Annotated in this window: 19 protein-coding genes and 1 pseudogene; 9 read left to right on the top strand and 11 right to left on the bottom strand. The window is 76.5% G+C overall.

Annotated elements, in window-relative coordinates; all coding sequences use genetic code 11:
- Positions 1-15: 15 nt before the first annotated feature.
- From ACFQ8Y_RS11145 to ACFQ8Y_RS11175, 7 genes are all read right to left on the bottom strand, one after another.
- A complete protein-coding gene (locus ACFQ8Y_RS11145; protein WP_430585486.1) occupies positions 16-2,985 on the bottom strand; it encodes a DEAD/DEAH box helicase in 2,970 nt (989 codons plus the stop codon).
- Between the two features lie 68 nt (positions 2,986-3,053).
- Positions 3,054-4,037: a diacylglycerol/lipid kinase family protein gene (locus tag ACFQ8Y_RS11150; RefSeq protein ID WP_430551921.1), complete on the bottom strand. Its 984-nt coding sequence runs from the start codon at positions 4,035-4,037 to the stop codon at positions 3,054-3,056.
- 49 nt (positions 4,038-4,086) lie between these two features.
- Positions 4,087-4,827 (bottom strand): twin-arginine translocase subunit TatC, encoded by a 741-nt coding sequence (gene tatC / locus ACFQ8Y_RS11155; protein WP_430552016.1) that lies wholly within the window; start codon positions 4,825-4,827, stop codon positions 4,087-4,089.
- A 36-nt stretch (positions 4,828-4,863) separates the two neighbouring features.
- Entirely contained in the window at positions 4,864-5,169 is a 306-nt protein-coding gene (tatA, locus tag ACFQ8Y_RS11160) for a Sec-independent protein translocase subunit TatA (RefSeq protein ID WP_430551922.1), read from the bottom strand.
- Between the two features lie 462 nt (positions 5,170-5,631).
- Positions 5,632-6,027 (bottom strand): hypothetical protein, encoded by a 396-nt coding sequence (locus ACFQ8Y_RS11165; RefSeq protein WP_430585487.1) that lies wholly within the window; start codon positions 6,025-6,027, stop codon positions 5,632-5,634.
- Positions 6,028-6,032: 5 nt separating this feature from the next.
- Entirely contained in the window at positions 6,033-7,031 is a 999-nt protein-coding gene (locus tag ACFQ8Y_RS11170) for a helix-turn-helix transcriptional regulator (protein WP_430562486.1), read from the bottom strand.
- Positions 7,024-8,142: a helix-turn-helix transcriptional regulator gene (locus tag ACFQ8Y_RS11175; RefSeq protein ID WP_430585488.1), complete on the bottom strand. Its 1,119-nt coding sequence runs from the start codon at positions 8,140-8,142 to the stop codon at positions 7,024-7,026. Before ACFQ8Y_RS11175 ends, ACFQ8Y_RS11170 begins: the two co-directional genes overlap by 8 nt.
- A 142-nt stretch (positions 8,143-8,284) precedes the next feature.
- Here ACFQ8Y_RS11175 and ACFQ8Y_RS11180 point away from each other — a divergent pair, with 142 nt between their 5' ends.
- The 8 genes and pseudogenes from ACFQ8Y_RS11180 to ACFQ8Y_RS11215 all read left to right on the top strand — a co-directional run bounded on the left by ACFQ8Y_RS11180 (position 8,285) and on the right by ACFQ8Y_RS11215 (position 15,262).
- Positions 8,285-9,484, top strand: a complete 1,200-nt coding sequence (locus ACFQ8Y_RS11180) for a DUF3866 family protein (RefSeq protein ID WP_430585549.1) — start codon at positions 8,285-8,287, stop codon at positions 9,482-9,484.
- 9 nt (positions 9,485-9,493) lie between these two features.
- Positions 9,494-10,231, top strand: a complete 738-nt coding sequence (locus ACFQ8Y_RS11185; RefSeq protein WP_430585489.1) for a DUF4129 domain-containing protein — start codon at positions 9,494-9,496, stop codon at positions 10,229-10,231.
- Positions 10,228-10,812, top strand: coding sequence for a hypothetical protein (locus tag ACFQ8Y_RS11190; RefSeq protein ID WP_430585490.1), 585 nt, complete (start codon positions 10,228-10,230; stop codon positions 10,810-10,812). Before ACFQ8Y_RS11185 ends, ACFQ8Y_RS11190 begins: the two co-directional genes overlap by 4 nt.
- The gene (locus tag ACFQ8Y_RS11195; RefSeq protein WP_430585491.1) at positions 10,809-11,834 is read left to right on the top strand and encodes an AAA family ATPase; all 1,026 of its coding nucleotides are present in this window, start codon (positions 10,809-10,811) and stop codon (positions 11,832-11,834) included. Before ACFQ8Y_RS11190 ends, ACFQ8Y_RS11195 begins: the two co-directional genes overlap by 4 nt.
- Positions 11,831-13,165 carry a DUF58 domain-containing protein gene (locus ACFQ8Y_RS11200; protein WP_430551929.1) on the top strand — a complete coding sequence of 445 codons (1,335 nt, stop codon included), beginning with the start codon at positions 11,831-11,833 and terminating at the stop codon, positions 13,163-13,165. The genes ACFQ8Y_RS11195 and ACFQ8Y_RS11200 overlap by 4 nt, the downstream gene beginning before the upstream one ends.
- Positions 13,162-13,749: a hypothetical protein gene (locus ACFQ8Y_RS11205; RefSeq protein WP_430551930.1), complete on the top strand. Its 588-nt coding sequence runs from the start codon at positions 13,162-13,164 to the stop codon at positions 13,747-13,749. Before ACFQ8Y_RS11200 ends, ACFQ8Y_RS11205 begins: the two co-directional genes overlap by 4 nt.
- Positions 13,750-13,789: 40 nt before the next feature.
- Positions 13,790-14,362, top strand: a pseudogene (locus tag ACFQ8Y_RS11210) (Dps family protein); the annotation flags it as partial.
- A gap of 210 nt (positions 14,363-14,572) precedes the next feature.
- Complete coding sequence (locus tag ACFQ8Y_RS11215; protein ID WP_430585492.1) at positions 14,573-15,262, top strand: GNAT family N-acetyltransferase; 690 nt, start codon at positions 14,573-14,575, stop codon at positions 15,260-15,262.
- Positions 15,263-15,333: 71 nt separating this feature from the next.
- Here the strand turns inward: ACFQ8Y_RS11215 and ACFQ8Y_RS11220 are convergent, their stop codons facing one another.
- The gene (locus tag ACFQ8Y_RS11220; RefSeq protein WP_430585493.1) at positions 15,334-16,041 is read right to left on the bottom strand and encodes a hypothetical protein; all 708 of its coding nucleotides are present in this window, start codon (positions 16,039-16,041) and stop codon (positions 15,334-15,336) included.
- Positions 16,042-16,253: 212 nt separating this feature from the next.
- Here ACFQ8Y_RS11220 and ACFQ8Y_RS11225 point away from each other — a divergent pair, with 212 nt between their 5' ends.
- A complete protein-coding gene (locus tag ACFQ8Y_RS11225; RefSeq protein WP_430585494.1) occupies positions 16,254-16,859 on the top strand; it encodes an IMPACT family protein in 606 nt (201 codons plus the stop codon).
- Between the two features lie 19 nt (positions 16,860-16,878).
- Here the strand turns inward: ACFQ8Y_RS11225 and ACFQ8Y_RS11230 are convergent, their stop codons facing one another.
- The 3 genes from ACFQ8Y_RS11230 to ACFQ8Y_RS11240 form a co-directional block, all read right to left on the bottom strand.
- A complete protein-coding gene (locus ACFQ8Y_RS11230; protein WP_430585495.1) occupies positions 16,879-18,315 on the bottom strand; it encodes a UTP--glucose-1-phosphate uridylyltransferase in 1,437 nt (478 codons plus the stop codon).
- An 87-nt stretch (positions 18,316-18,402) separates the two neighbouring features.
- Entirely contained in the window at positions 18,403-19,023 is a 621-nt protein-coding gene (locus ACFQ8Y_RS11235) for an L-threonylcarbamoyladenylate synthase (protein ID WP_430551934.1), read from the bottom strand.
- A gap of 66 nt (positions 19,024-19,089) precedes the next feature.
- The gene (locus ACFQ8Y_RS11240; RefSeq protein ID WP_430551935.1) at positions 19,090-20,100 is read right to left on the bottom strand and encodes a threonine/serine dehydratase; all 1,011 of its coding nucleotides are present in this window, start codon (positions 20,098-20,100) and stop codon (positions 19,090-19,092) included.
- Positions 20,101-20,107 lie beyond the last annotated feature (7 nt).

The following is a 20,107-nucleotide window of genomic DNA, read 5'->3' on the forward strand; positions in this document are numbered from 1 at the left end:
GCCGGCCCGCTGCCGTCACACGCTGGAGTAGGCGACGACGCCGCGCAGCACGGCGGTCTGCGCCTTGCGCGCCGTGGCCCGCAGCGCGGGACGCGGGGCGGCCTTCGCCAGCTGGTCCAGCACGTCGAGCACCTGCTTGCACCAGCGCACGAAGTCCCCCGCCGCCACGTCCGTGCCGCGCAGCACCGCGTCGAGGTTCTTCCCGGACGCCCACCGGTGCACCGGGGCGACCAGGCCCAGGTCCAGGGGGCCCGTCGCCTCCAGGCGGTGCGCCGCCTCGAGGTCGGTCACCTCGGACCAGGCCCGGGTGGTGGCGTCCAGCGCGAGGGCGAGCCGCCCGTGCGGCCCGCCCGGCACGAACGGCTCGGACGCCTCCTCGCGGCGCCCCGAGTACACGACCGTCGACACCGCGGCCGCCAGCCCGGGCGCGTCCAGCTCGTCCCAGATGCCGCGGCGCAGGCACTCCGCGAGGAGCAGGTCGTCCTCCGCGTACAGGCGGCCCAGCCACCGCCCGTCGTCCGTGACCGCCAGCGTCCCCGGCTCTCCGCCGTCGCGGTCCGGCGAGGAGGCGTCCTCGCCGGTGCGGGCCAGGTAGCCCAGCCGCGTCAGCACGTCGCAGGTGCGGTCGAACGTGCGGGCGATCGACCCGGTGCGACCCTCGACGCGGCGCACCAGCTGCTCGTGCTCGGCGCGCAGCCGCTCCCACCGCTCCGCCCAGCGGGCGTGGTCGTCGCGGTCCGGGCAGCCGTGGCACGGGTGGGCGCGCAGCGCCGCGCGCAGGCGCTGCAGCTCGGCGTCGGACGCCGCGTCACCGCGCCGTCCGGCCTGCCCACCGTCGCGTCGCCCGGGGTGCCGGCCGGAGCCGCCGTCGCCCGAGAACGCGCCGAGCGCGTTGCGCATGCTCGAGGCCAGGTCGCGTCGCTGGTCGGGGCGGCGCGGGTTGAACCCCTTCGGGATGCGCACCACGCCGACCACCTCCACGCCGCCCGGCGCGTCCGCGAGGGTGAGCTTCTTGACCTGCTTCTCCTGGGTGAGCACGGTGGGCCGCGGTCCGTCGAAGCCCCGGTCGTCGCGGCCCGCGTCCAGGATGACGACGTACCCGCGCCGCCGCCCGGACGGCACCTCGACCACGTCGCCCCGACGCAGCTTCTCGAACGACGCGACCGCGTCGGCGCGCCGGGCCCCCGACGCGGCGCGCGACAGCTCCTTCTCGCGGTCTTTGATGGCGCGCCGCAGCCCCATGTACTCCGCGAAGTCGCCCCGGTCGCACGCCATCGCCTCGGCGTACCCCTCCATGGCCTCCGCGTGCGCCTGCGCCTGCTTCGCCAGGCCGACCACGCCCCGGTCGGCCTGGAACTGCGCGAAGCTCGTCTCCAGCACGTCGCGCGCCCGCTCACGGCCCACCTGGCCCACCAGGTTGACCGCCATGTTGTACGTGGGCCGGAAGCTGGACCGCAGCGGGTACAGCCGCTTGGACGCGAGCCCCGCCAGCGCCACCGGGTCGAGGCCCGTGTGGTCGACGACGACGGCGTGCCCCTCGACGTCGATCCCGCGCCGCCCCGCCCGGCCGGTGAGCTGCGTGTACTCCCCTGGCGTCACCGGCTGGTGCGCGGTGCCGTCCCACTTCACCAGCTTCTCCAGCACCACCGACCGGGCGGGCATGTTGATGCCCAGCGCCAGCGTCTCGGTGGCGAACACGACCTTCACCAGGCCGCGGGAGAACAGCTCCTCCACGGTCTCCTTGAACACCGGCAGCATGCCCGCGTGGTGCGCGGCGATGCCGCGCGACAGGGACTCGGCCCACGACCAGTACCCGAGCACGTCGAGGTCCTCGGTCGGGATCGTGGCGGTGCGCTCCTCCACCACCCGCCGGATCCGCGCCTCCTCCTCCGCGTTCGTCAGCCGCAGGCCCGCGCGCAGGCACTGCTGCACCGCCCCGTCGCAGCCCGCGCGGGAGAAGATGAAGTAGATGGCGGGCAGCAGCGCGTCCGCGTCGAGGGAGTCCACGACGGCGAACCGCGGCGGCGTGCGACGGTGCGCCACGGGCCCGCCGGCGCCCGGCCGGTTTCCGCCCCGGCCCCGGTACCCGCGGTCGCCGCGCCCCCGGTGCCCGTGCCGGCCGTGGCCCGACTCCGCCCGCGCCGACACGCGGAACATCGCCTGCAGGTCCGGGTTGATCGGCGGGTTCGTGCCGGGATCGGTCGGGTCCACGTGCCCCGCGTACAGGTCCATGAGGCGCGGCACGCCGCGCGGCTCCGGCGCCGAGACGACCACGTGCTGCCACAGCGGCACGGGCCGGCGCTCGCTGACGACCACGGCCGTGTCGCCGCGCACGGTGGCGAGCCAGTCGCCGAACTCCTCCGCGTTCGACACCGTCGCGGACAGGGACACGAGCTGCACGTGGTCGGGCAGGTGGATGATGACCTCCTCCCACACCGGGCCGCGGAACCGGTCGGCGAGGTAGTGCACCTCGTCCATGACGACGTACGCCAGCCCGTCGAGGGCGGACGACCCCGCGTAGAGCATGTTGCGCAGCACCTCGGTGGTCATGACGACCACGGGCGCGCCCGCGTTGATGGACGTGTCCCCGGTGAGCAGTCCCACGTTCGCGGCGCCGTGCCGGGCGACGAGGTCGGTGTACTTCTGGTTGCTCAGCGCCTTGATCGGCGTCGTGTAGAACGCCTTGCCGCCGCGCGCGAGGGCGAGGTGGACGGCGAACTCCCCGACCACCGTCTTGCCGGCGCCGGTGGGTGCGGCGACCAGCACCCCGCGGCCCTCCTCGAGCGCGACGCACGCGTCCACCTGGAACGGGTCGAGCTCGAACCCGACCTCCTGGCGGAACAGCCGCAGCTCGCCCTCGGCGTCGGCCTTGTCGCGCGCGCTGCGCTCCCGCGACGCGGCGTACCGCTCCGCGGGGGTGAGGGTGCCGGTGCCGTCGGGCGTGCCGGCGCGCGAGCCGGAGCCGGGACGGGAACGAGGGGTCATGTCATCAGCCTAGGCGTCGTCGACCCGGGGTCCGTGCGGCACCCCGGGGCGATTCGTGGCGCGCCCCCTCAGCGTGGTTCGACCAGCACCTGCAGGGCGCGGGCCCGCACCTCGACGCGCAGCGGCAGCGCCCCGAGCCGCTCGCCGTCCGCGTGCGCGACCGGCAGGGGACGCTCGCCCGCGACCCAGGCCTCAGGCCCGGGCTCGATCGTCACCGCTCGCGCCCGCACGACGTGCACCTTGCGACGCCGCACGTGCCCGCCGGTGAACATGCTCGGGAAGACGGCGAGCGCGCCCGCCTTCGACAGGTCGGTGGCGACCAGCACGTCCAGCAGGCCGTCGTCGAGGGAGGCCGACGGGGCGACGCGGATGCCCCCGCCGATCTGCGGCCCGTTCGCCGCGGTGACGAGCGCGGCGCGGCCCGTCCACGTCGCGGTTCCCGCCGGTCCGGGCCGCAGGCGCAGCCCGGGGCCCTCGACGACGCCGTCGAACGTCAGCCGGTACGACCAGGGGCGGTAGCGCACGAGCTCGAGCGCGGCGGCCACGGTGTACCGGGCGCTGCCGCGCGGGTGGCGCAGCCGGTTCGCGCGGGCGTTCACGGCGGCGTCGAGGCCGGCCGAGACGGCGCCCGCCAGCCAGCGCGGGCCGCCGGCGAGGCCGGGGCCCGTCGCGAGCGCGGCGTCGACGGGGCGACGGCCCGCGGGGCCGGCGTCCAGCGCCCGGCACAGCGCGGCGCCCGCCGCCGCGGGGTCGCGCACGGGCAGCCCGAGGGTGGCGGCGAAGTCGTTGCCGGTGCCGACCGGCACGATCCCCAGCGGGACCCCGGTGCCGGCGACGGCCTGCGCCCCCAGGTGCACCATGCCGTCGCCGCCCACCACGACGAGCGCGTCCACGGGCAGGCCCGTCCCGTCGACGGCGGCACGGGCCCGCGCCAGCGCGGCGTCCGCGTCGGGACCGGACAGGTCGACGACGTCGTGCCCCGCCCGGCGCAGCCCGGCCAGCACGCCCTCCCCGGCGTACGCGGCACGCCCCTTGCCCGCGGTCGGGTTCACGACCACGCCCAGGCGACGCGCGCGCGTGCTCCCCCCGTGCGGGTCCGGCTCAGACAGTGGGGGCGACCCTGCGTTTGTCGACGCGCCGGTCGTGCAGCACGCAGATCCCGAGGGCCCCGAAGTACAGCACGCAGATCGGCAGGGCCACGAAGATCATCGTCAGCGCGTCGGGCGTCGGCGTCATCACGGCCGCGAACACGAACGCGACGAGCACCGCCCACCGCCAGCCCTTGGCGAGCGTCTCGTGCCGCAGCACCCCGGCCATGTTGAGGCCGACGAGGAACACCGGCGACACGAACGCGATGCCGAACGCCAGCACGAGGCGCATGACGAAGCTGAGGTACCCCTGCGCGTCGGTGAAGTTCACCGCCCCGTCGGGCACGAAGCCGGCCAGGATGTCCACGGCGTGCGGGAGCACCCACCAGGCCAGCGCGGCGCCGCCGAGGAAGAGGGGCACCGCGGCGCCAAGGAACCCGTAGGCGTACCCCTTCTCCCGCCTCGTCAGCCCGGGGGTCACGAAGGCCCACAGCTGGTAGAGCCACCACGGGCACGTCACGATGACGCCGAGGAAGAGCGAGACCTTGATCTTCATGTCGAGCGCCGACGCCATGCCCGTGAAGTTGAGCGCGATCGTCTTGCCCTGCTCGAGCGCGGCGACCTCGAGGGGCGCCTGCAGCGCGGAGAGCAGCGGTTCGTACAGGACCCATCCGGCGACCGCACCCACGACGAGGCCGCACGCGGCGAGGAAGAGCCGCTTGCGCAGCTCCAGCAGGTGCTCGCGCAGGGGCATGCGCCCCTCGGGGTCCCGGGTGTCTCCGGGCACCGACTACGCCCGCGGCTGCTTCGGGTCGATGAGACCCGGGATCTGCTCCTGGCCGCCCGCGGAGGCGGGGGGCGCCTGCGTGGCGGAGGTGGCAGGACCGGAGGTCGACGGCGACGTCGTCGTCGAGTCGTCGGACGGCTCGTTCGAGTCGTTGAGCTTGCCGTCGTCCGTGAGGTCCTTGACCTCCTTCTTGAAGATCTTCAGCGACTGGCCGACGCTGCGCGCCAGGTCAGGGAGCCTGCGCGCCCCGAACAGCAGCAGGATCACGACCACCAGCACGATGATGTGCCAGGGCTTGAGCATGCCCATGAGAATGGCTCCTCGTTCTCGTCCGCCCGTGGGCGGGGTGTGTCGGGGTCAACCCTAGTGGGTCCCCGCGGCGGCGAAGGTGACGTTCGGGTGACGACACGTCCCCATCATCGCTCCGAACAACGTTCCGGTCGCAGTTCCGGTCGCAGTTCCGGTCAGAACGGGTAGCCCTGCAGGACGCCGCGGCCGCCACGTCGACGTCGGGCAGCACGCCGTCCCGACCGCCCGGTCGAGGTCGGTCGGGGACGCGTCCTCCACGGTGGCGAGCGTGGCCCCCGTCGCCGGCGACACGACGGGCCGCGTCCCGGCCAGGCGGGTCCAGCCACCGACGTACGCGGTGCCGTCCCAGGTCTGCGGTGCGAAGAACGTCATCGTGCCCTCCCGGTGTGCGTGCACGGTGACGCTCCACGTCACGCAACGTCACGCAACGTCGCTCGACGGGGTGCGGCGGTGATGCGGAGGCTAGCGCCTCCGCGCAGGGGTGCGGGACCTCAGGTCGGCGTGCGCCGCCTTGTCGGCGTTCCGCGCGGCCAGCCAGCTCTCGGACTCCCACCGGCGCCACGTCGCCGCCCGGCGCTCGCGGCGGGCCACGGCCCGCTCGGCCTTGAGCCGGCGCCGCTCGGCGACGCGCTCGCGCAGCACGACGGGGTCGTCGAACAGGGTGGGCGACGTGTCGACGCGGTGCGCCTCGGCCTCGGCGACGGCGGCGGAGATCCGGTCCGTCGCGGACCCGAGCACCTCTCCCGCGCGGGACGCCTCACGCAGGGCGCGCATCCCCGCGCGCCACAGGTGACGGCCCAGGAAGAACGCGCCCACGAGGGTCGCGACGACGAGCCCCGCCCAGATCCAGCCCCACATGCGGGTCAGCCTACGGTCTCGTCGGCGGTCGTGGCCGCGTACGCGGCGAGGGCGGTCCGGGCGGAGTGCGCGACGTCGTGCGCCACGTCGGGCGGGTCGACGGCGACGACGTCGGGCGCGTTGGCGAGCAGCAGGCGCCGCAGCCACGCCGGGTTCGTGACCCGCAGCCGCACCTCGACGGTGCCGTCGGGCAGGTCGCGCACGGACTCGGCGGGCACCTCCTCCGCGACCCACCGCGCCGCGGACGCGAGCCGCAACGTCGCCGCCGGGGCGCCCCGGTGCGCGACGGACGCCCACACGTCGGCGCCCAGGTCGCCCGCCACGGCGACGTCACGCTCGGCGACCGGCTCGTCGAGCACCCGGGCGTCGAGGATGCGGTCCACCCGGAACGTGCGACGCCCGTCCACCCGCAGGCACCACCCCACGAGGTACATGGCGCCGTCCTGGGTGAGCAGGCGCAGCGGGTCGACGTCGCGCTCGGAGGTGACGTCGGCCGCGTTGACGTACCGCAGGTGCAGGCGACGGCCCTCGGCGAGCGCGGTCGTGACGGCCGCGACCACCCGTGGGTCGCCCTCGCCCTCGAGCTGCACGTCGACGGCGCCCGCGGCCTCGCCGGTCGCGGCGGTGAGCTTGTCCAGGGCGGAGGCGACGACGGCTGCCCGCCGCCGGTCCGCCTGCACCGCGGGCGACGCGTGCATCGCGCGCAGCGCGGCGACGAGCGCCACCGCCTCCCGCGTGCCGAGCCGCAGCGGCCGCGTCATGCCGCGCGCCTGCGTCAGGGTCACGACGCCGTCCTCCAGCGAGAACGCGTCGAAGTCGATGAGGTCGTCCGGCATGTACCCGGGGGTGCCGGACACCCACAGGGCGTCCACGTCCTCGCGCACCTGCCGCGGCGTCACCCCGAACCGGTCCGCGAGCTCCTCCACCCGCACCGGCCCCGCGCCGTCGAGGAACGCCACCAGACCCAGCAGCCGCACCAGCCTGTCGTCGGCCCGCTCAGCCATCCGTCGCCTCCCCTGCCGTGCCCGCATCCCCGGCGTCGAGCCCCGCGGCCGCCTCCAGGCGGCGCAGCACGTCCGCGCGCAGCTGGGGCGGCGCCAGCACCACCACCGCCGGCCCGTACCCCGCCACCTCGTCCGCGAACGCCGACAGGCTGCGGAACTCCACCTCCAGCAGGTCGCGCCCGTCGTGGCGGCCGGCACGACGCGCGTCCTGGCCGCCGTTCCCGTGGCTCCCGTCGTCGCCGTCGGCCACGGGCACCGCGCGCGCCCGCAGCGCCTGCGCCCGCTCCGGCACCACCGCCAGCCGCGCCCGCTGCGGCACCCCGACCCGCTCGCCGAGCATGGCGTCCACGTCCACAGCGTCGGGCACGTCGAACGCGCCCGCCTGCGACCCCACGCGCACCTTGCCCGCGATCCGCGACAGCCGGAACACCCGCGCCGCGCCGCGCGCCCGGTCGAAGCCCACCAGGTACCAGCCGCTGCCCCGCGCCGCGATGCGCCACGGCTCCACGTGCCGCGTCAGCTCCTGCCCCGTGCTCGCCGCCCGGTACCGGAACGACACGTCCCGCCGCTCCGAGACCGCCTCCAGCAGCGGCACGTACGCGTCGCCCGCCGCCCGCACCCGCGGTGCCAGCCCGGCCACCGCGTCCCCCGCGACCTCCCCCGCGCCCGCCGCCCGCAGCTTCGTCATCGCGCGCGACATGTCCGTGCGAAGCGTCTTGTCCGACCACAGCTGCGCCGCCAGCGCCACCACGCCCAGCTCCGCCGGCGTCAGGTCCACCGCGCCCAGCGCGTACGCGTCGTTGTCGATGCGGTACCCGACCTCGTCGCTGTGCCCGCCCCCGTCCACCGTGACGATCGGGATGCCGAGCGCCCGCAACGTGTCCTTGTCCCGCTCGAACATCCGCTCGAACGCCTCCGTCGACGGCGCGTCGCCGTACCCCGCCACCCCCGCGCGCACCTGCTGCTTCGTCATGGACGCGCTCGTGTTCACGAGCGCGATAACGAGGTTGAGCAGGCGCTCGGCCGGCGGGGTGCCCCGCGACGACGGCGCAGGGTCGGACGGCGCGGCGACGGGCGGGCCGGAGGCCGGGTCCACGGGGTTCGCAGGCATCGGCACCAACCTAGTCGCCGGTAGCCTCTCGTGGGTGACGACAGTGCCGAACCAACCCCAGCCCCGCACGCCCCGCGACGCCCGCGACGACGCGCCCACCGGGCACGTCACCTCGCACGTGACCTCGCACGTGACCTCGCACGTGACATGGCGCACCGGCACCGTCACCGCCCGCGGCGCCGCCTGGACCGGCGCCCGCGAGGTCACCCTCCGCCTCGACACCCCCCTGCCGTCGCGCGACCTCACCACCGCACCCTGGGAGGTCCGCGGCCTCGCCTACACCGCCCTCGTCGGCGACCCGGACGTCGGCGACCGCCTCCTCCTCAACGTCTCCGCCCTCGCCCGCGGCCTCGGCACCGGCGGGTACGCCCTCGTCGTCGGCCCCGCCGGAGACGCCACCGCCCTGCCCGCCGACCCCCACGCCGGACCCGGCCACCTCGTCAAGGCCCGCTACACCCCCCTGCAGGCCATGGTCCTCGGCGTCGACGAGCAGGAGTCCACCCACCACGACACGCTCCGCGACGCCGACGACCTCACCGGCCTGCCCGTCGTCGTCGCCGACCTGCACTCCGCCCTGCCCGCCGTCGTCGCCGGCGCCCGCCACGCCGCAGACCTCGCCGGAAGACGCCACCCCCGCGTCGCCTACGTGATGACCGACGGCGGCGCCCTGCCCGCCGCCTTCTCCCGCACCGTCGCCACCCTCCGCGACACCGGATGGCTCGACACCACCGTCACCGTCGGCCAGGCCTTCGGCGGCGACCTCGAGGCCGTCACCGTGCACACCGGCCTCCTCGCCGCCCGCCACGTCGCGGGCGCCGACCTCGTCGTCCTCACCCAGGGCCCCGGCAACCTCGGCACCGGCACCCGGTGGGGCTTCTCCGGCGTCGCCGCCGGAGAAGCCGTCAACGCCGCCGCCACCCTCGGCGGACGCCCCGTCGCCTCCCTGCGCGTCTCCGGCGCCGACCCCCGCGACCGCCACCGCGGCGTCTCCCACCACAGCCTCACCGCCTACGGCCGGGTGGCGCTCGCGGCCGCCGACGTCCCCGTACCGGCCCCCACCGCCGACCTCGAGGCCCTGCCCACCTGGGGCGCCGAGCTCACCCGCCAGGTCCACGACCAGGCCGCCACCCTCGCCGACGCCCCCGCCCACCACCGGGTCCTCGACGTCGCCGCCGACACCGCCCTCCTCGACGCCCTGCGCGGCTCCCCCGCCCGCCTGTCCACCATGGGCCGATCTCTCGACGGCGACCCCTCCGCGTTCGTCGCCGCCGCCGTCGCCGGCGTGCACGCCGAGCACCTCAGCCACGAGCACCGCACCCACGAGGACGCCACCACCCGATAGCGTCGGCGCATGGCCCCACCGACGCGGACCCGGCACGCAGCACGCCGCGCCCTCGCGCCCCTCGCCGGGGCCGCCCTCGCCCTCCTCGTCGTGCTCGGCGCCGCCACCGCCACCCCCTGGCGCTTCCGCCTCCCCGACGTCGCCCTCCCCGGGCCCGCGGTCTCCGACCCCGTCCAGCCCCAGATGCCCGGCGACATCGTCCCCGGGGACCAGCCCCCGCCCTCCTACGACGTCATCACCTGGATCGTCGTCGCCCTCTCCGTCGCCGGAGCCGTTCTCGTCGCCGCCCTCCTGTGGCTCCTCGCCCGCCGCGTCGTCCGCGCCCTCGCCACCCCCGAGGACGACGACGGCGACGGCCTCACCCCCGGCCACGCCACCACCGCCACCGTGACCGACCTCCCCCTGCCCGAGCTCCAGGACGCCGTCGCCACCGCGCTCGCCCGCATCGACGACGCCGCCACCCCGCACGACGCCGTCGTCGCCGCCTGGGTCGCCCTCGAGGACGCCGCCGCCGAGCACGGCACCCGTCGCGACCCCGCCCAGACGCCGACCGAGTTCACCGCCCGCCTCCTCACCGCGCGCCGCGACGACGGCCACGCCGTCCCCGCCTCCGACGTGGACACCCTCCGCCGCCTCTACCAGCACGCCCGCTTCACCGACCGCCCCGTGCACCCCGACGACGTCCACGCCGCCCGCACCGCCCTGTCCCGCATCGCCCGCGCCCTCGACCCCGCCCCGCACCCATGACCCGCACCCGACCACCGCGCCCCGCACCCCTGCGCGCCCTGCTCACCGTCGCCCTCCCGGCGCTCGCGGCCTGCGCGGCACTCACCCTGACCGGTGTGCTCGACCCGCTGCACGCCGCCCTGCTCGTCGTCGTGGTCACGACGGCGGTCGTGCTGTGGCGCCGCCTCGACGACGGGGACGAGGCCCCGTGGCCGGACGTCGTCCACGACCGTCGCGAGGGCGCGCGCAACGACGTCAGCGAGCTGGGCTGGGCCACGTTCACCCGCAGCGGCGCCGTGGGCGACCGCGTGCTGCGCCGGGTCCGGGACCTCGCGGCGGCACGGCTCGCCGAGCGGGGCGTCGACCTCGCCGCGCCCGGCGGCCCGGAGGCGGCCGCGCACCTCCTCGGAACGGACGTCGTCGACGGGCTCGTCTCCCGCCGCCCCGTGAGCCGGGTCGAGGTGCACCGCTGGCTCGACGCGATCGACACGATCGACACGGTGCCGACGAGCGTGCCGATCCCGGTGCCGACGACACGACCGGCCGCAGCACCGGCACCTCCCACGCCCCCCGACCGACCCGCAGGAAGGCCCCCGAGATGACCGTCGACCCGCCCGCCGACCCGCCCGCCGACCTCAGGTCGAGCAGCCCGGAGCACCCCCTCCCCGTCACGGAGGTCGCGGCCCTGGGCCGACGCGTCCTCGACGAGGTCGGCACGGCCGTCGTCGGCATGCGCGACACCCTCGAGCTCGCCCTGGCCACCGTGCTCGCGGGCGGCCACGTGCTCTTCGAGGACGTGCCCGGGCTCGGCAAGACGCTCGCCGCCCGCTCGCTGGCCACCGCCCTCGGCCTCGACTTCGCGCGCCTCCAGTGCACCCCGGACCTGCTGCCCAGCGACATCACCGGCTCGTCGGTGTTCGACCCGGCGAGCCGCGAGTTCGTCTTCCGCCCCGGCCCGGTGTTCACGGGGCTCTTCCTCGCCGACGAGATCAACCGCACCCCGCCGAAGACGCAGTCCGCGCTGCTCGAGGCGATGGCGGAGCGGCAGGTCTCGGTGGACGGCGCCAGCCGGCCGCTGCCGCGCCCGTTCCACGTCATGGCCACCTCCAACCCCGTGGAGTACGAGGGCACCTACCCGCTCCCGGAGGCACAGCTCGACCGGTTCATGGTCCGGCTCGAGGTGGGCTACCCGGACCGGGCCCAGGAGCGGGACGTGCTGCTGCGCCGCGTCGCGCGGCGCCAGGAGGCGGCCCCCGTGCGCCCCGTCGTCGACGCCGCCGCCGTCCTCGCCATGCAGGCCGGCGTCGAGACGACCGAGGTGGACCCGGACGTCGCCGGCTACTGCGTCGACCTCGCGGCCGCCACGCGCACCCACGGGGCGCTCGAGGTGGGTGCCTCGCCCCGCGGCTCGCAGAACCTCCTGCTGCTGGCCCGCGCGGTCGCCGTCCTCGACGGCCGCGACTTCGTGCTGCCGGAGGACGTCAAGCGGGTGGCGGTCCCGGTGCTCGCGCACCGCCTCACCCTCACGCCGACGGCATGGGCGTCGGCGGTCCGGGCCCAGGACGTCGTGTCGGAGCTCCTCGCCTCCGTGCCCGGGCCCGCCACGGTGGGCCGGCGGGGATGACCGGCGGCACGCCCCGCACGATGTGGCGGCGCAGCCCGCAGGCCGCGGCCGGCCTCGGCGCCGGGGTGCTCGTCCTCGGCCTGGGCCTGCTCGCCGGCCGGGCCGACGTCGCCCTGCTCGGCGTCGCCCCGCTCCTCGGCGCGCTGTGGGCCGGCCGCCCCGGGGCGTGGCGCGCCGGCGCGCCGCGGCGGGGCACCGGCGTCGCGATCGACCCGACCTCGGTCGCCGCCGCGCCCGGTGAGCTCACCGCCGCCCTGCGCCTCGACCCGGCACCCGGGACGGAGCTGCTGCACGCCCGCGTCTCCGCGCCCGGGCACCGCACGGCCGGGGTCGTGGTGGCGGCCGGCCCGCGCGACCTGCCCCTCACGCTGAGCACCGTGCGCACCGGCCCGCAGCGCACCTTCCACGTCGACGCGCGCGGGTACGGCGCCGGCGGCACGACGACCGAGGACCCCGTCGCCGTCACCGCGCCCGACCGGCTCGTGCTCCCCACCGCGATGCCGCTCGGACGCGTGCCCGTGCCCCGGCGCCTGCGGGGGCTCACGGGCCCGCACACGTCCCGGCGGCTCGGGGACGGCGACGAGCTGCGCGACGTGCACGCCTTCGCACCCGGCGACCGTCTGCGCCGCATCGACTGGCACACCACCGCCCGGCGGTCCCCCGACCTCGCGACGCTGTACGTCCGGCGCACCTACGCCACGGCCGAGGCGACTGCCGTGCTCGTCGTGGACTCGCGCGACGACGTCGGCCCCGACCTGCGGACCTGGCGCGGCACCGGGCCGCAGCGCGTCGACGAGCCGACGTCCCTCGACCTCGCCCGGCACGCCGCCGCGTCCGTGGCCGCGTCGCTCGTCGCCGCCGGCGACCGGGTCGGCGTGGACGACCTCGGCCGCCGCCGGCGACCGCTCGTCCCCGCCGCGGGCCGCCGACACCTGCGCCGCGTGCTGCACGCGCTCGCGCTGAGCAGCCCGGTCGGCGCCCCCGCCCGTCGGCTGCGTGCGCCGCAGGTCCCCGCGGACGCCGTCGTGTACCTGTTCAGCACGGTGCTCGACGACGAGCCGCTCGCGCTCGTGCGGGCGTGGCGCGCCGTCGGGCACCCCGTCGTGCTCGTCGACACGCTGCCCGAGGTGCGCGGGGCGCGCGAGGAGCACATGCGCCTCGCCTGGCGCGTCACCCGGGCCGAGCGGGACGACCGGCTGCGGCGCATGGCGGCCGAGGGGGTGCCCGTCGTGCGCTGGGCCGGCGACGCGCGCCAGGAGGCCGCCCTCCGGTTCGAGGCCCTCGTCCGTGCCGACGAACGGCACCGGCGCCCGGCGGTGGGAGCACGATGAGGCGCACCCTGCCCGCCCGGGTCCGTGCCTGGTGGCGGTCGCGGTACGAGACGGGGCGCCCGCTGCCCGTCGTCCGCGTCCAGGTCGGGCGCAGCCTGCCCGGCCTGGTGCTCCGCACCGCGTTCGTCGTCGCCGTGGGCGCGCTCGTGGTGGCGGCCGGGGTCCGGACGGACCTGATCACCGAGCTGGTCCTCGTGCTCGCCGGTGTCGTCGCCGTCTGGGCCGCGGTCCGCCCGGGGCCGGCCCCGGCGCACGTCGCCCTCGTGACGGCGGCCCTCGAGCTGCTCGGGTCGCACGCCGCGCCGTTCGACCCGGCGGTGCTGTGGCTCGCCCCGCTCGGCTACGTCGTGACGCGGCTCGGGTGGTGGGCGTCCCACGTGGCCGCGACGGATCGCGTCGAGCTCGCGGCGTTGCGCCACGGCCTGGCGCGGGACGGCGTCGTCGTCGCGGTCGCCCTCGCCGTCGGGTGCGCCGCCTGGGCGCTCTCGGGTCGCCAGGTGTCCTGGCTCGTGGCCCTCGGGGTCGCGGCCCTGGCCGCGCTCGCGTGGATCGTCGTCCGGCGCGACGATGGCGAGGCGCGCTGACCCCACGGCCGCGCCGACCCGACGAGGACGGAGACCTCCGATGGCTGACCGCAACACCCCCCGCTACACGGTGCCCTCCCTCACGCCCCAGCAGGGAGCGAAGGTGGCGACCATCCTGCAGGAACGGCTCAACTCCCTGACCGACCTGCACCTGACCCTCAAGCACGTGCACTGGAACGTCGTGGGCCCGCACTTCATCGCGGTGCACGAGATGCTCGACCCCCAGGTCGACGCCGTGCGCGCCATGACCGACGCCGTCGCGGAGCGCATCGCGACGCTCGGTTCCTCGCCCGTCGGGACCCCCGGCGCGCTCGTCGCCGCGCGCACCTGGGACGACTACGCGCTCCGCCGTGCCTCCGCGATCGAGCACCTGGGCGCCCTCGACGAGGTCTACGAGGGCGTGATCACCGCGCACCGCAAGGCCGCGAAGGACACCGAGTCCCTGGACGACGTGACGAACGACCTCCTCATCGGCCACCTGCACGAGCTCGAGCTCTTCCACTGGTTCGTCCGAGCCCACCTCGAGAGCGCCGGCGGCGAGCTCTCGACCGCGGGTGCCAGCACGGAGACGGGCGCCGCGCAGAAGGCCGCAGCCGGCGCCCGGTCGGCGTCGACCCGCAGCGCGAGCGCGAAGGCCGCACCGAAGACGGCGTCGAAGACTGCGTCGAAGGCGCCCGCGAAGACGGCCGCGGCCAGGACGTCGTCCGCCAGGACCACGACCGCACGGAAGAAGAAGTAGGCGCGGCACCCGGCCGTCGTGCCCGTGTCCGCAGGGGGTGTCGTCCGCGCCGGCGGACGGCACCCCCTGCGGCATGATGACCCCGTGATCCGCCCCTACCGCGACACCGACCGGGCCGCCGTCGCAGAGGTCTGCGTCCGCACCGCCGCCGCCGGCTCCGACGCCCGTGGCCTCTACTCCGACGACCGCCTCATGCCCGAGGTGTTCGCGCTCCCGTACCTGGAGTACGCACCGGAGCTCGCGTTCGTCGTCGTGCGCGCCGACGAGGAGCCGGCGCGCGACGCCGCCCTCGCGGACCCCGCGAACGACGTCCTGCGCGTCGACGAGGGCCGCCTCAGCGGGTACGTCATCGGCGTCGCCGACACCCGCGACTTCGTGGCGTGGTGGGAGCGGGCCTGGGGCCCCGGGTTCGCCGCGCGCCACCCGGAGGCCGGCGCCCCGCCGTCGGGGCGCCGGCCCGGGTTCTCGGAGGCGGCCCTGCTCGACGCCGGGAAGGATCCCGGCCGCATGGTGCGCGGCATCACCGCCGGCGAGCTCGACCGGTACCCCGCGCACCTGCACATCGACCTGCTGCCCGAGAGCCAGGGCCGCGGGCTCGGTCGCGCGCTCATGGACACCCTGCGCGCGGCGCTCGCCGCGCGCAGGGTCCCCGGCGTGCACCTCGGCATGGACCCGGGCAACACGCGCGCCCGCGTGTTCTACGACCGGTACGGCTTCCAGGAGCTGCCGTCGCACTCCCCCGGCGCGCCCCTGCTGGGCATCGACACCGCCTGACCGACCCGCCCTTCCCTGCCCGGGGTGAGGCGATCGCAGGAGGACCCCCGGGTCTTAAGGCGCTTGGCACACTATTTTTGCTCGGAATCGGGCAGCTCGGCGGATGGCACCACCTCCCTGCCGAGGTCCGGCACACCCGCGTCCACCCAGGCCCGCCGCACCTGCTCGAACCGGGTGGGCAGCGGCGCCCGCACTGCTCCGTAGCGTGCGTTCGTCCGATGGGCGAAGCGCCGCCACGACAGCACCAGCCCCTGCCGCGTGATCGGCAGCCCGCTCGCCACCGTCGTGCCGTGGTCGTGCGTGTGGTGCACGGTGAGCAGCAGCGCGCGGGGCACCGAGCCCTCCAGCTCGGCGGCGAGCTCGGTGCGCACCACCATCCAGTGCCGCAGCAGCAGCACGACCTCGGGCGGCAGGCGGTGCTCCCGCAGGGTCCGGTGCTTGCCGTGCCGCAGCAGCACCCTCCCCTCCCCCGGGTCCCGCGTGCCCCCGACGCGGCCCCGGCGCGCGGCGGCGTCCGACTCCGGCCCCAGGTCGAGGTCCTCCGCCCGCACGCGCAGCAGGTCGCCGTAGCGCGCCCCGGTCGCCCGCGTCAGCCCGGCGATCACGGCCAGGCGCACCACCTCCGGCTTCCCGCCGGGGCGCAGCGCCTCCACGGACAGCTCGCGCCACACCCACTCCGCCTCGTCCAGCGTGACCGTCGGTCGCGGGTACCGGGTGGCGGGCGGCGCGGCGGGTCCGTCGGCCCCGGCGGCGGGGTTCTCCCCCGTGCTCTGCGTCATGGGGCCCATCCTGGCGCTTGGCACACTTTTTCTTCGGAGGTGGCCCGGCGTGTCTCCCCCCGTCGTAGCCTCGTGCGGTGAGCCGACGCGACAGCCCCGCCCCCTCGACGCTCCATGGTGGGCCACAGGGTGGGCCACAGGGTGGGCCACAGGGTGGGCCCCGGGGCGGGCTCCCGGGCACGCTCGCCGCCCCCGTCGACCACGAGCTCGTGGTGAAGAAGTCGCGGTTCCTGGCCCACGTGTCCCCGGCCCGGACGGTCGAGGAGGCCGACGCCGTCGTCGCCCGGCTGCGCAAGGAGCACTGGGACGCCCGGCACCACTGCGTGGCGCTCGTCGTCGGCACGCACGCCGACCAGCAGCGCTCCTCCGACGACGGCGAACCCTCCGGCACCGCCGGCGTGCCCATGCTGGAGGTGCTGCGCCGCCGCGAGCTGACCGACGTGGTGGCGGTCGTGACGCGGTACTTCGGCGGCGTCCTCCTCGGCGCCGGCGGCCTGGTGCGCGCCTACTCCGGCGCCGTCGCCGAGGCCCTGGACGTCGCCGCGGCCGACGGGCTGCTGCGCCGGCGCGAGGTGCTCACGGAGGTTGCCGTCGACGTGCCGCACGCCGACGCCGGCCGCGTCGACCACCTGCTGCGCGACTGGGCGCAGACCCACGACGCCGTGCTCGAGGAGCCGACGTACGCCGCCGTGGCCCGGCTCGCCCTGCTCGTGCCGCCGGCCGCGCTCCCCCGCCTGCGCGAGGACCTCGCCGCCGCCTCCGCCGGCGCCCTCACGCCCGTCCCGGGCGCCGACCGCGTCGTCGACCTCCCCGCCTGACTCACGACGCCGGGGGCGGTCAGGGGGTGACGCCGTCCGCGGTGACGGTCGCGCCGTCGGGCACGGTGGCGGGCTCGCCCGCGTCGGCCAGGGCGGCGTCGCCCTCGGCCCGCACACGGGCGCCGAAGGTCCAGTCCCCCTCGACCGTGAGCGACGACGCCGTCCGCAGCGACGGCGCGCCCTGGGCGAACCGCGCGTCGAAGCCCGCGATCTGCTTGTAGGTCTTCGAGAGCTTCACCAGCGGGACGTCGACCTGGGCGACCAGGCGGTCGTCGTCCGTGAGCTCGTAGACGTCCGAGCGCATGAGCAGCAGGTCGCTCGTCGTCTTCACCGGCAGGAAGCGCTCGCGCCCCACCTCGATCGCCGTCGCGCCCTCGAAGACCGCGACGGCCGCGCCCATCGCGGACTCGATCTGGACGACGGCGGGCGACGACGGGTCCGTCGGGTCCACGGTCTTCTCGTTCCGGATCAGCGGCAGCTCCAGCACGCCGCCGGTGCGGTCCAGCTCGGCCGCGAGCGCCTCCAGGTCGAACCAGAGGTTGTTGGTGTGGAAGTAGCGGTGCACGGTCGGGTCGAGCGAGACGTCGACGTCGTCCGGGTGGGTCTGCGCCGTCTCGCGCTGCACGATGCGGCCGTCGCTCCTGCGCACCACGAGCTGGCCGCCCTTGACGTCGGCGGGCGACTTGAGGCACATCTCCGCGGCGTACGGGGCCCCGGACGCCGCGAACCAGGCGGCGATCGCGCCGTCGGGGGCGGCGCCGAGGTTGTCGGAGTTGGAGACGCTGGCGTAGCGGAAGCCCGCGTCCAGGAGCGCCCGCACGACGCCGGACGCGTGCAGCGCCGGGTACAGGTCGCCGTGCCCGGGCGGGCACCACTCGAGCGTCGGGTCGGCGGGCCACTCGACGGGTTCGAGGGTGTCGGCGCGCAGCTTGGGCTCGCGGTTCTGGAGGAAGTCCAGCGGCAACCCGTCGACGGCCAGGTCGTCGTACGGCGCCAGCGCGGCGAGCGTGTCGTCGCGCGTGCGGAACGAGTTCATCAGCACGAGCGGCAGGCGGGCGCCCGTCGCCTCCCGGGCGGCGCGCACCTGCCGGACGATGACGTCGAGGAACGTGAGCGCACCGTCCCGCCCGCCGGTGCCGTCGGCGTCCTCCGCGGGCGCGTCGTCCCGCACGGTGAGCAGCGACTTCGCCCTGTCCATGCCCATCGAGGTGCCGAGCCCGCCGTTGAGCTTGATGATCGCGGTCCGCGCGAGGGCGGCCTGGGCGTCGTCGCCCGAGACCTCGAGGTCGGCGTGCCGCGGCAGGTCGGTCAGCGGCTCGACGTCGGCCTCGCGCACGAGCCCGCTCTCCCCCGACTCCAGCAGGTGGTAGAAGCGGGTGAAGGTCTCGATCGCGGCGGGGGCGACGCCCTCCGCCTGCATCTTGGATCGGGCCAGGGCAAGTCCGCGGTCGCTCATGGGCGCCACCCTAGCCGCGTGCGGGAGGGCCCGCGGAGGGCGTCCGGCGGGTCGGGCCGCCGGGTCGAGACCGCCGGGTCGAACCGCCTACTCGAAGCGGGACGGGTCGCCGGCGCCGACGCGGACGACCTCGGGGTACCCCTCGGACCAGTCGACGACGGTCGTGGGCTCGGCCAGCACCTCGCCGGCGTCGACGACGGCGTCGATCACGTGGTCGAGCTCCTCCTTGACCTGCCAGCCGTCGGTGAGGGGCTGGTCGGCACCCGGGAGGATGAGGGTGGACGACAGCAGCGGCTCCCCCAGCTCGCGCAGCAGCGCCTGCACCACCCGGGAGTCGGGGATGCGCACGCCGATGGTCTTCTTCTTGGGGTGCGCGAGCCGCCGCGGGACCTCCGGCGTGGCCGGGAGGATGAAGGTGTAGGGCCCCGGGGTGGCCGCCTTGATGGCGCGGAAGGCGCTGTTGTCGAGGCGCACGAGCTGGCCGAGCTGGGCGAAGTCCGCGCACACGAGGGTGAAGTGGTGACCGGCGTCCAGGTGCCGGATCTGGCGGATCCGCTCCGTGCCGTCGTGCTGGCCGACGCGGCAGCCGAGCGCGTACCCGGAGTCGGTCGGGTAGGCGATGAGCCCCCCGTCGTTCAGCAGCGCGACGACCTGCCCGATCGCCCGGGGCTGCGGGTCGACGGGGTGGACGTCGAAGTAGCGGGCCATGCCCGGCAGCGTATCCCCGCCCCGTGCCGCGCCACCCGACGAACGCCCCGCGGCGCGGCGGGCGGATCAGGCCGCGAGGGCGCGGCGGAGCTCCGCCTCGCTCGCGTTGCCCCCGGAGCAGACGACGCCCACGCGGCGGCCGGCGAACGCGGCGGGGTGCGTGAGGACGGCCGCGAGGGCCGCGGCGCCGGCGCCTTCGGCGACGGTGCGCGCGCCGGTGAGGTAGAGCCGCTGGGCGGCGGCGATCGCGTCGTCGTCGACGAGCAGGAAGTCCGCCAGCCGCTCGCGCAGCACGGCCTGGGTGAGCGCGAAGCCGCACCCGACGGCGAGCCCCTCGGCGCGCGTCGCGTTGGCGGCGGTCCGCAGCTCGCCCGCGCGCCAGGAGTCGTGGGCGGCCGGGGACGCCGCGGCCTGCACGGCCACCACCCGCAGCCCGGGGGCGAGCGCGGCCGCGACGAGACAGGCGGCCGCGGCGCCGGACCCCCCGCCCACCGGGACGACGAGCACCTCGAGGTCGGGCGCCTGCTCCAGGAGCTCGAGCGTCGCGGTGGCCACGCCGGCGACGAGGACCGGCTCGTTCGCCGCGCCCACGAGGCGCGCCCCGCTGTCGCCGGCCACCTCGCCGGCGCGGGCCCGGGCGTCGTCGAACGTCGCCCCGTGCAGCACGACGTCGGCGCCGAGATCGCGCACGGCCTGCTCCTTGAGCGGGTTCGGGCCCTCGGGCATGACGATCGTGCACCCGGTGCCGGTGCGGCGGGCGGCGTGGGCGAGCGCCTGGGCGTGGTTGCCGGTCGAGTAGGCGACGATGCCTCGCCGGCGCGCCTCGTCGTCGAACCCGAGCAGGAGGTTCAGCGCGCCGCGTACCTTGAACGCGCCCGTGTGCTGCAGGTTCTCGTGCTTGACGACGAGGCTCGCGCCGGTGGCGCCCGCCGCCGCGGCGGCGCGGTCCAGCTCCGGGTGCGACAGCGCCGGCGTGCGGACCACGAGCCCCTCGATCCGCCGGGCGGCGGCCAGCACGTCGCGCATCGTCGGAGGCGCGGGCACCTCGGGGGCGGGCTGCGGGGTCGTCGTCGTCATCACAGCA

Source organism: Isoptericola sp. NPDC056605, assembly GCF_042792795.1.
In the GTDB taxonomy this organism is placed as follows: domain Bacteria; phylum Actinomycetota; class Actinomycetes; order Actinomycetales; family Cellulomonadaceae; genus Isoptericola.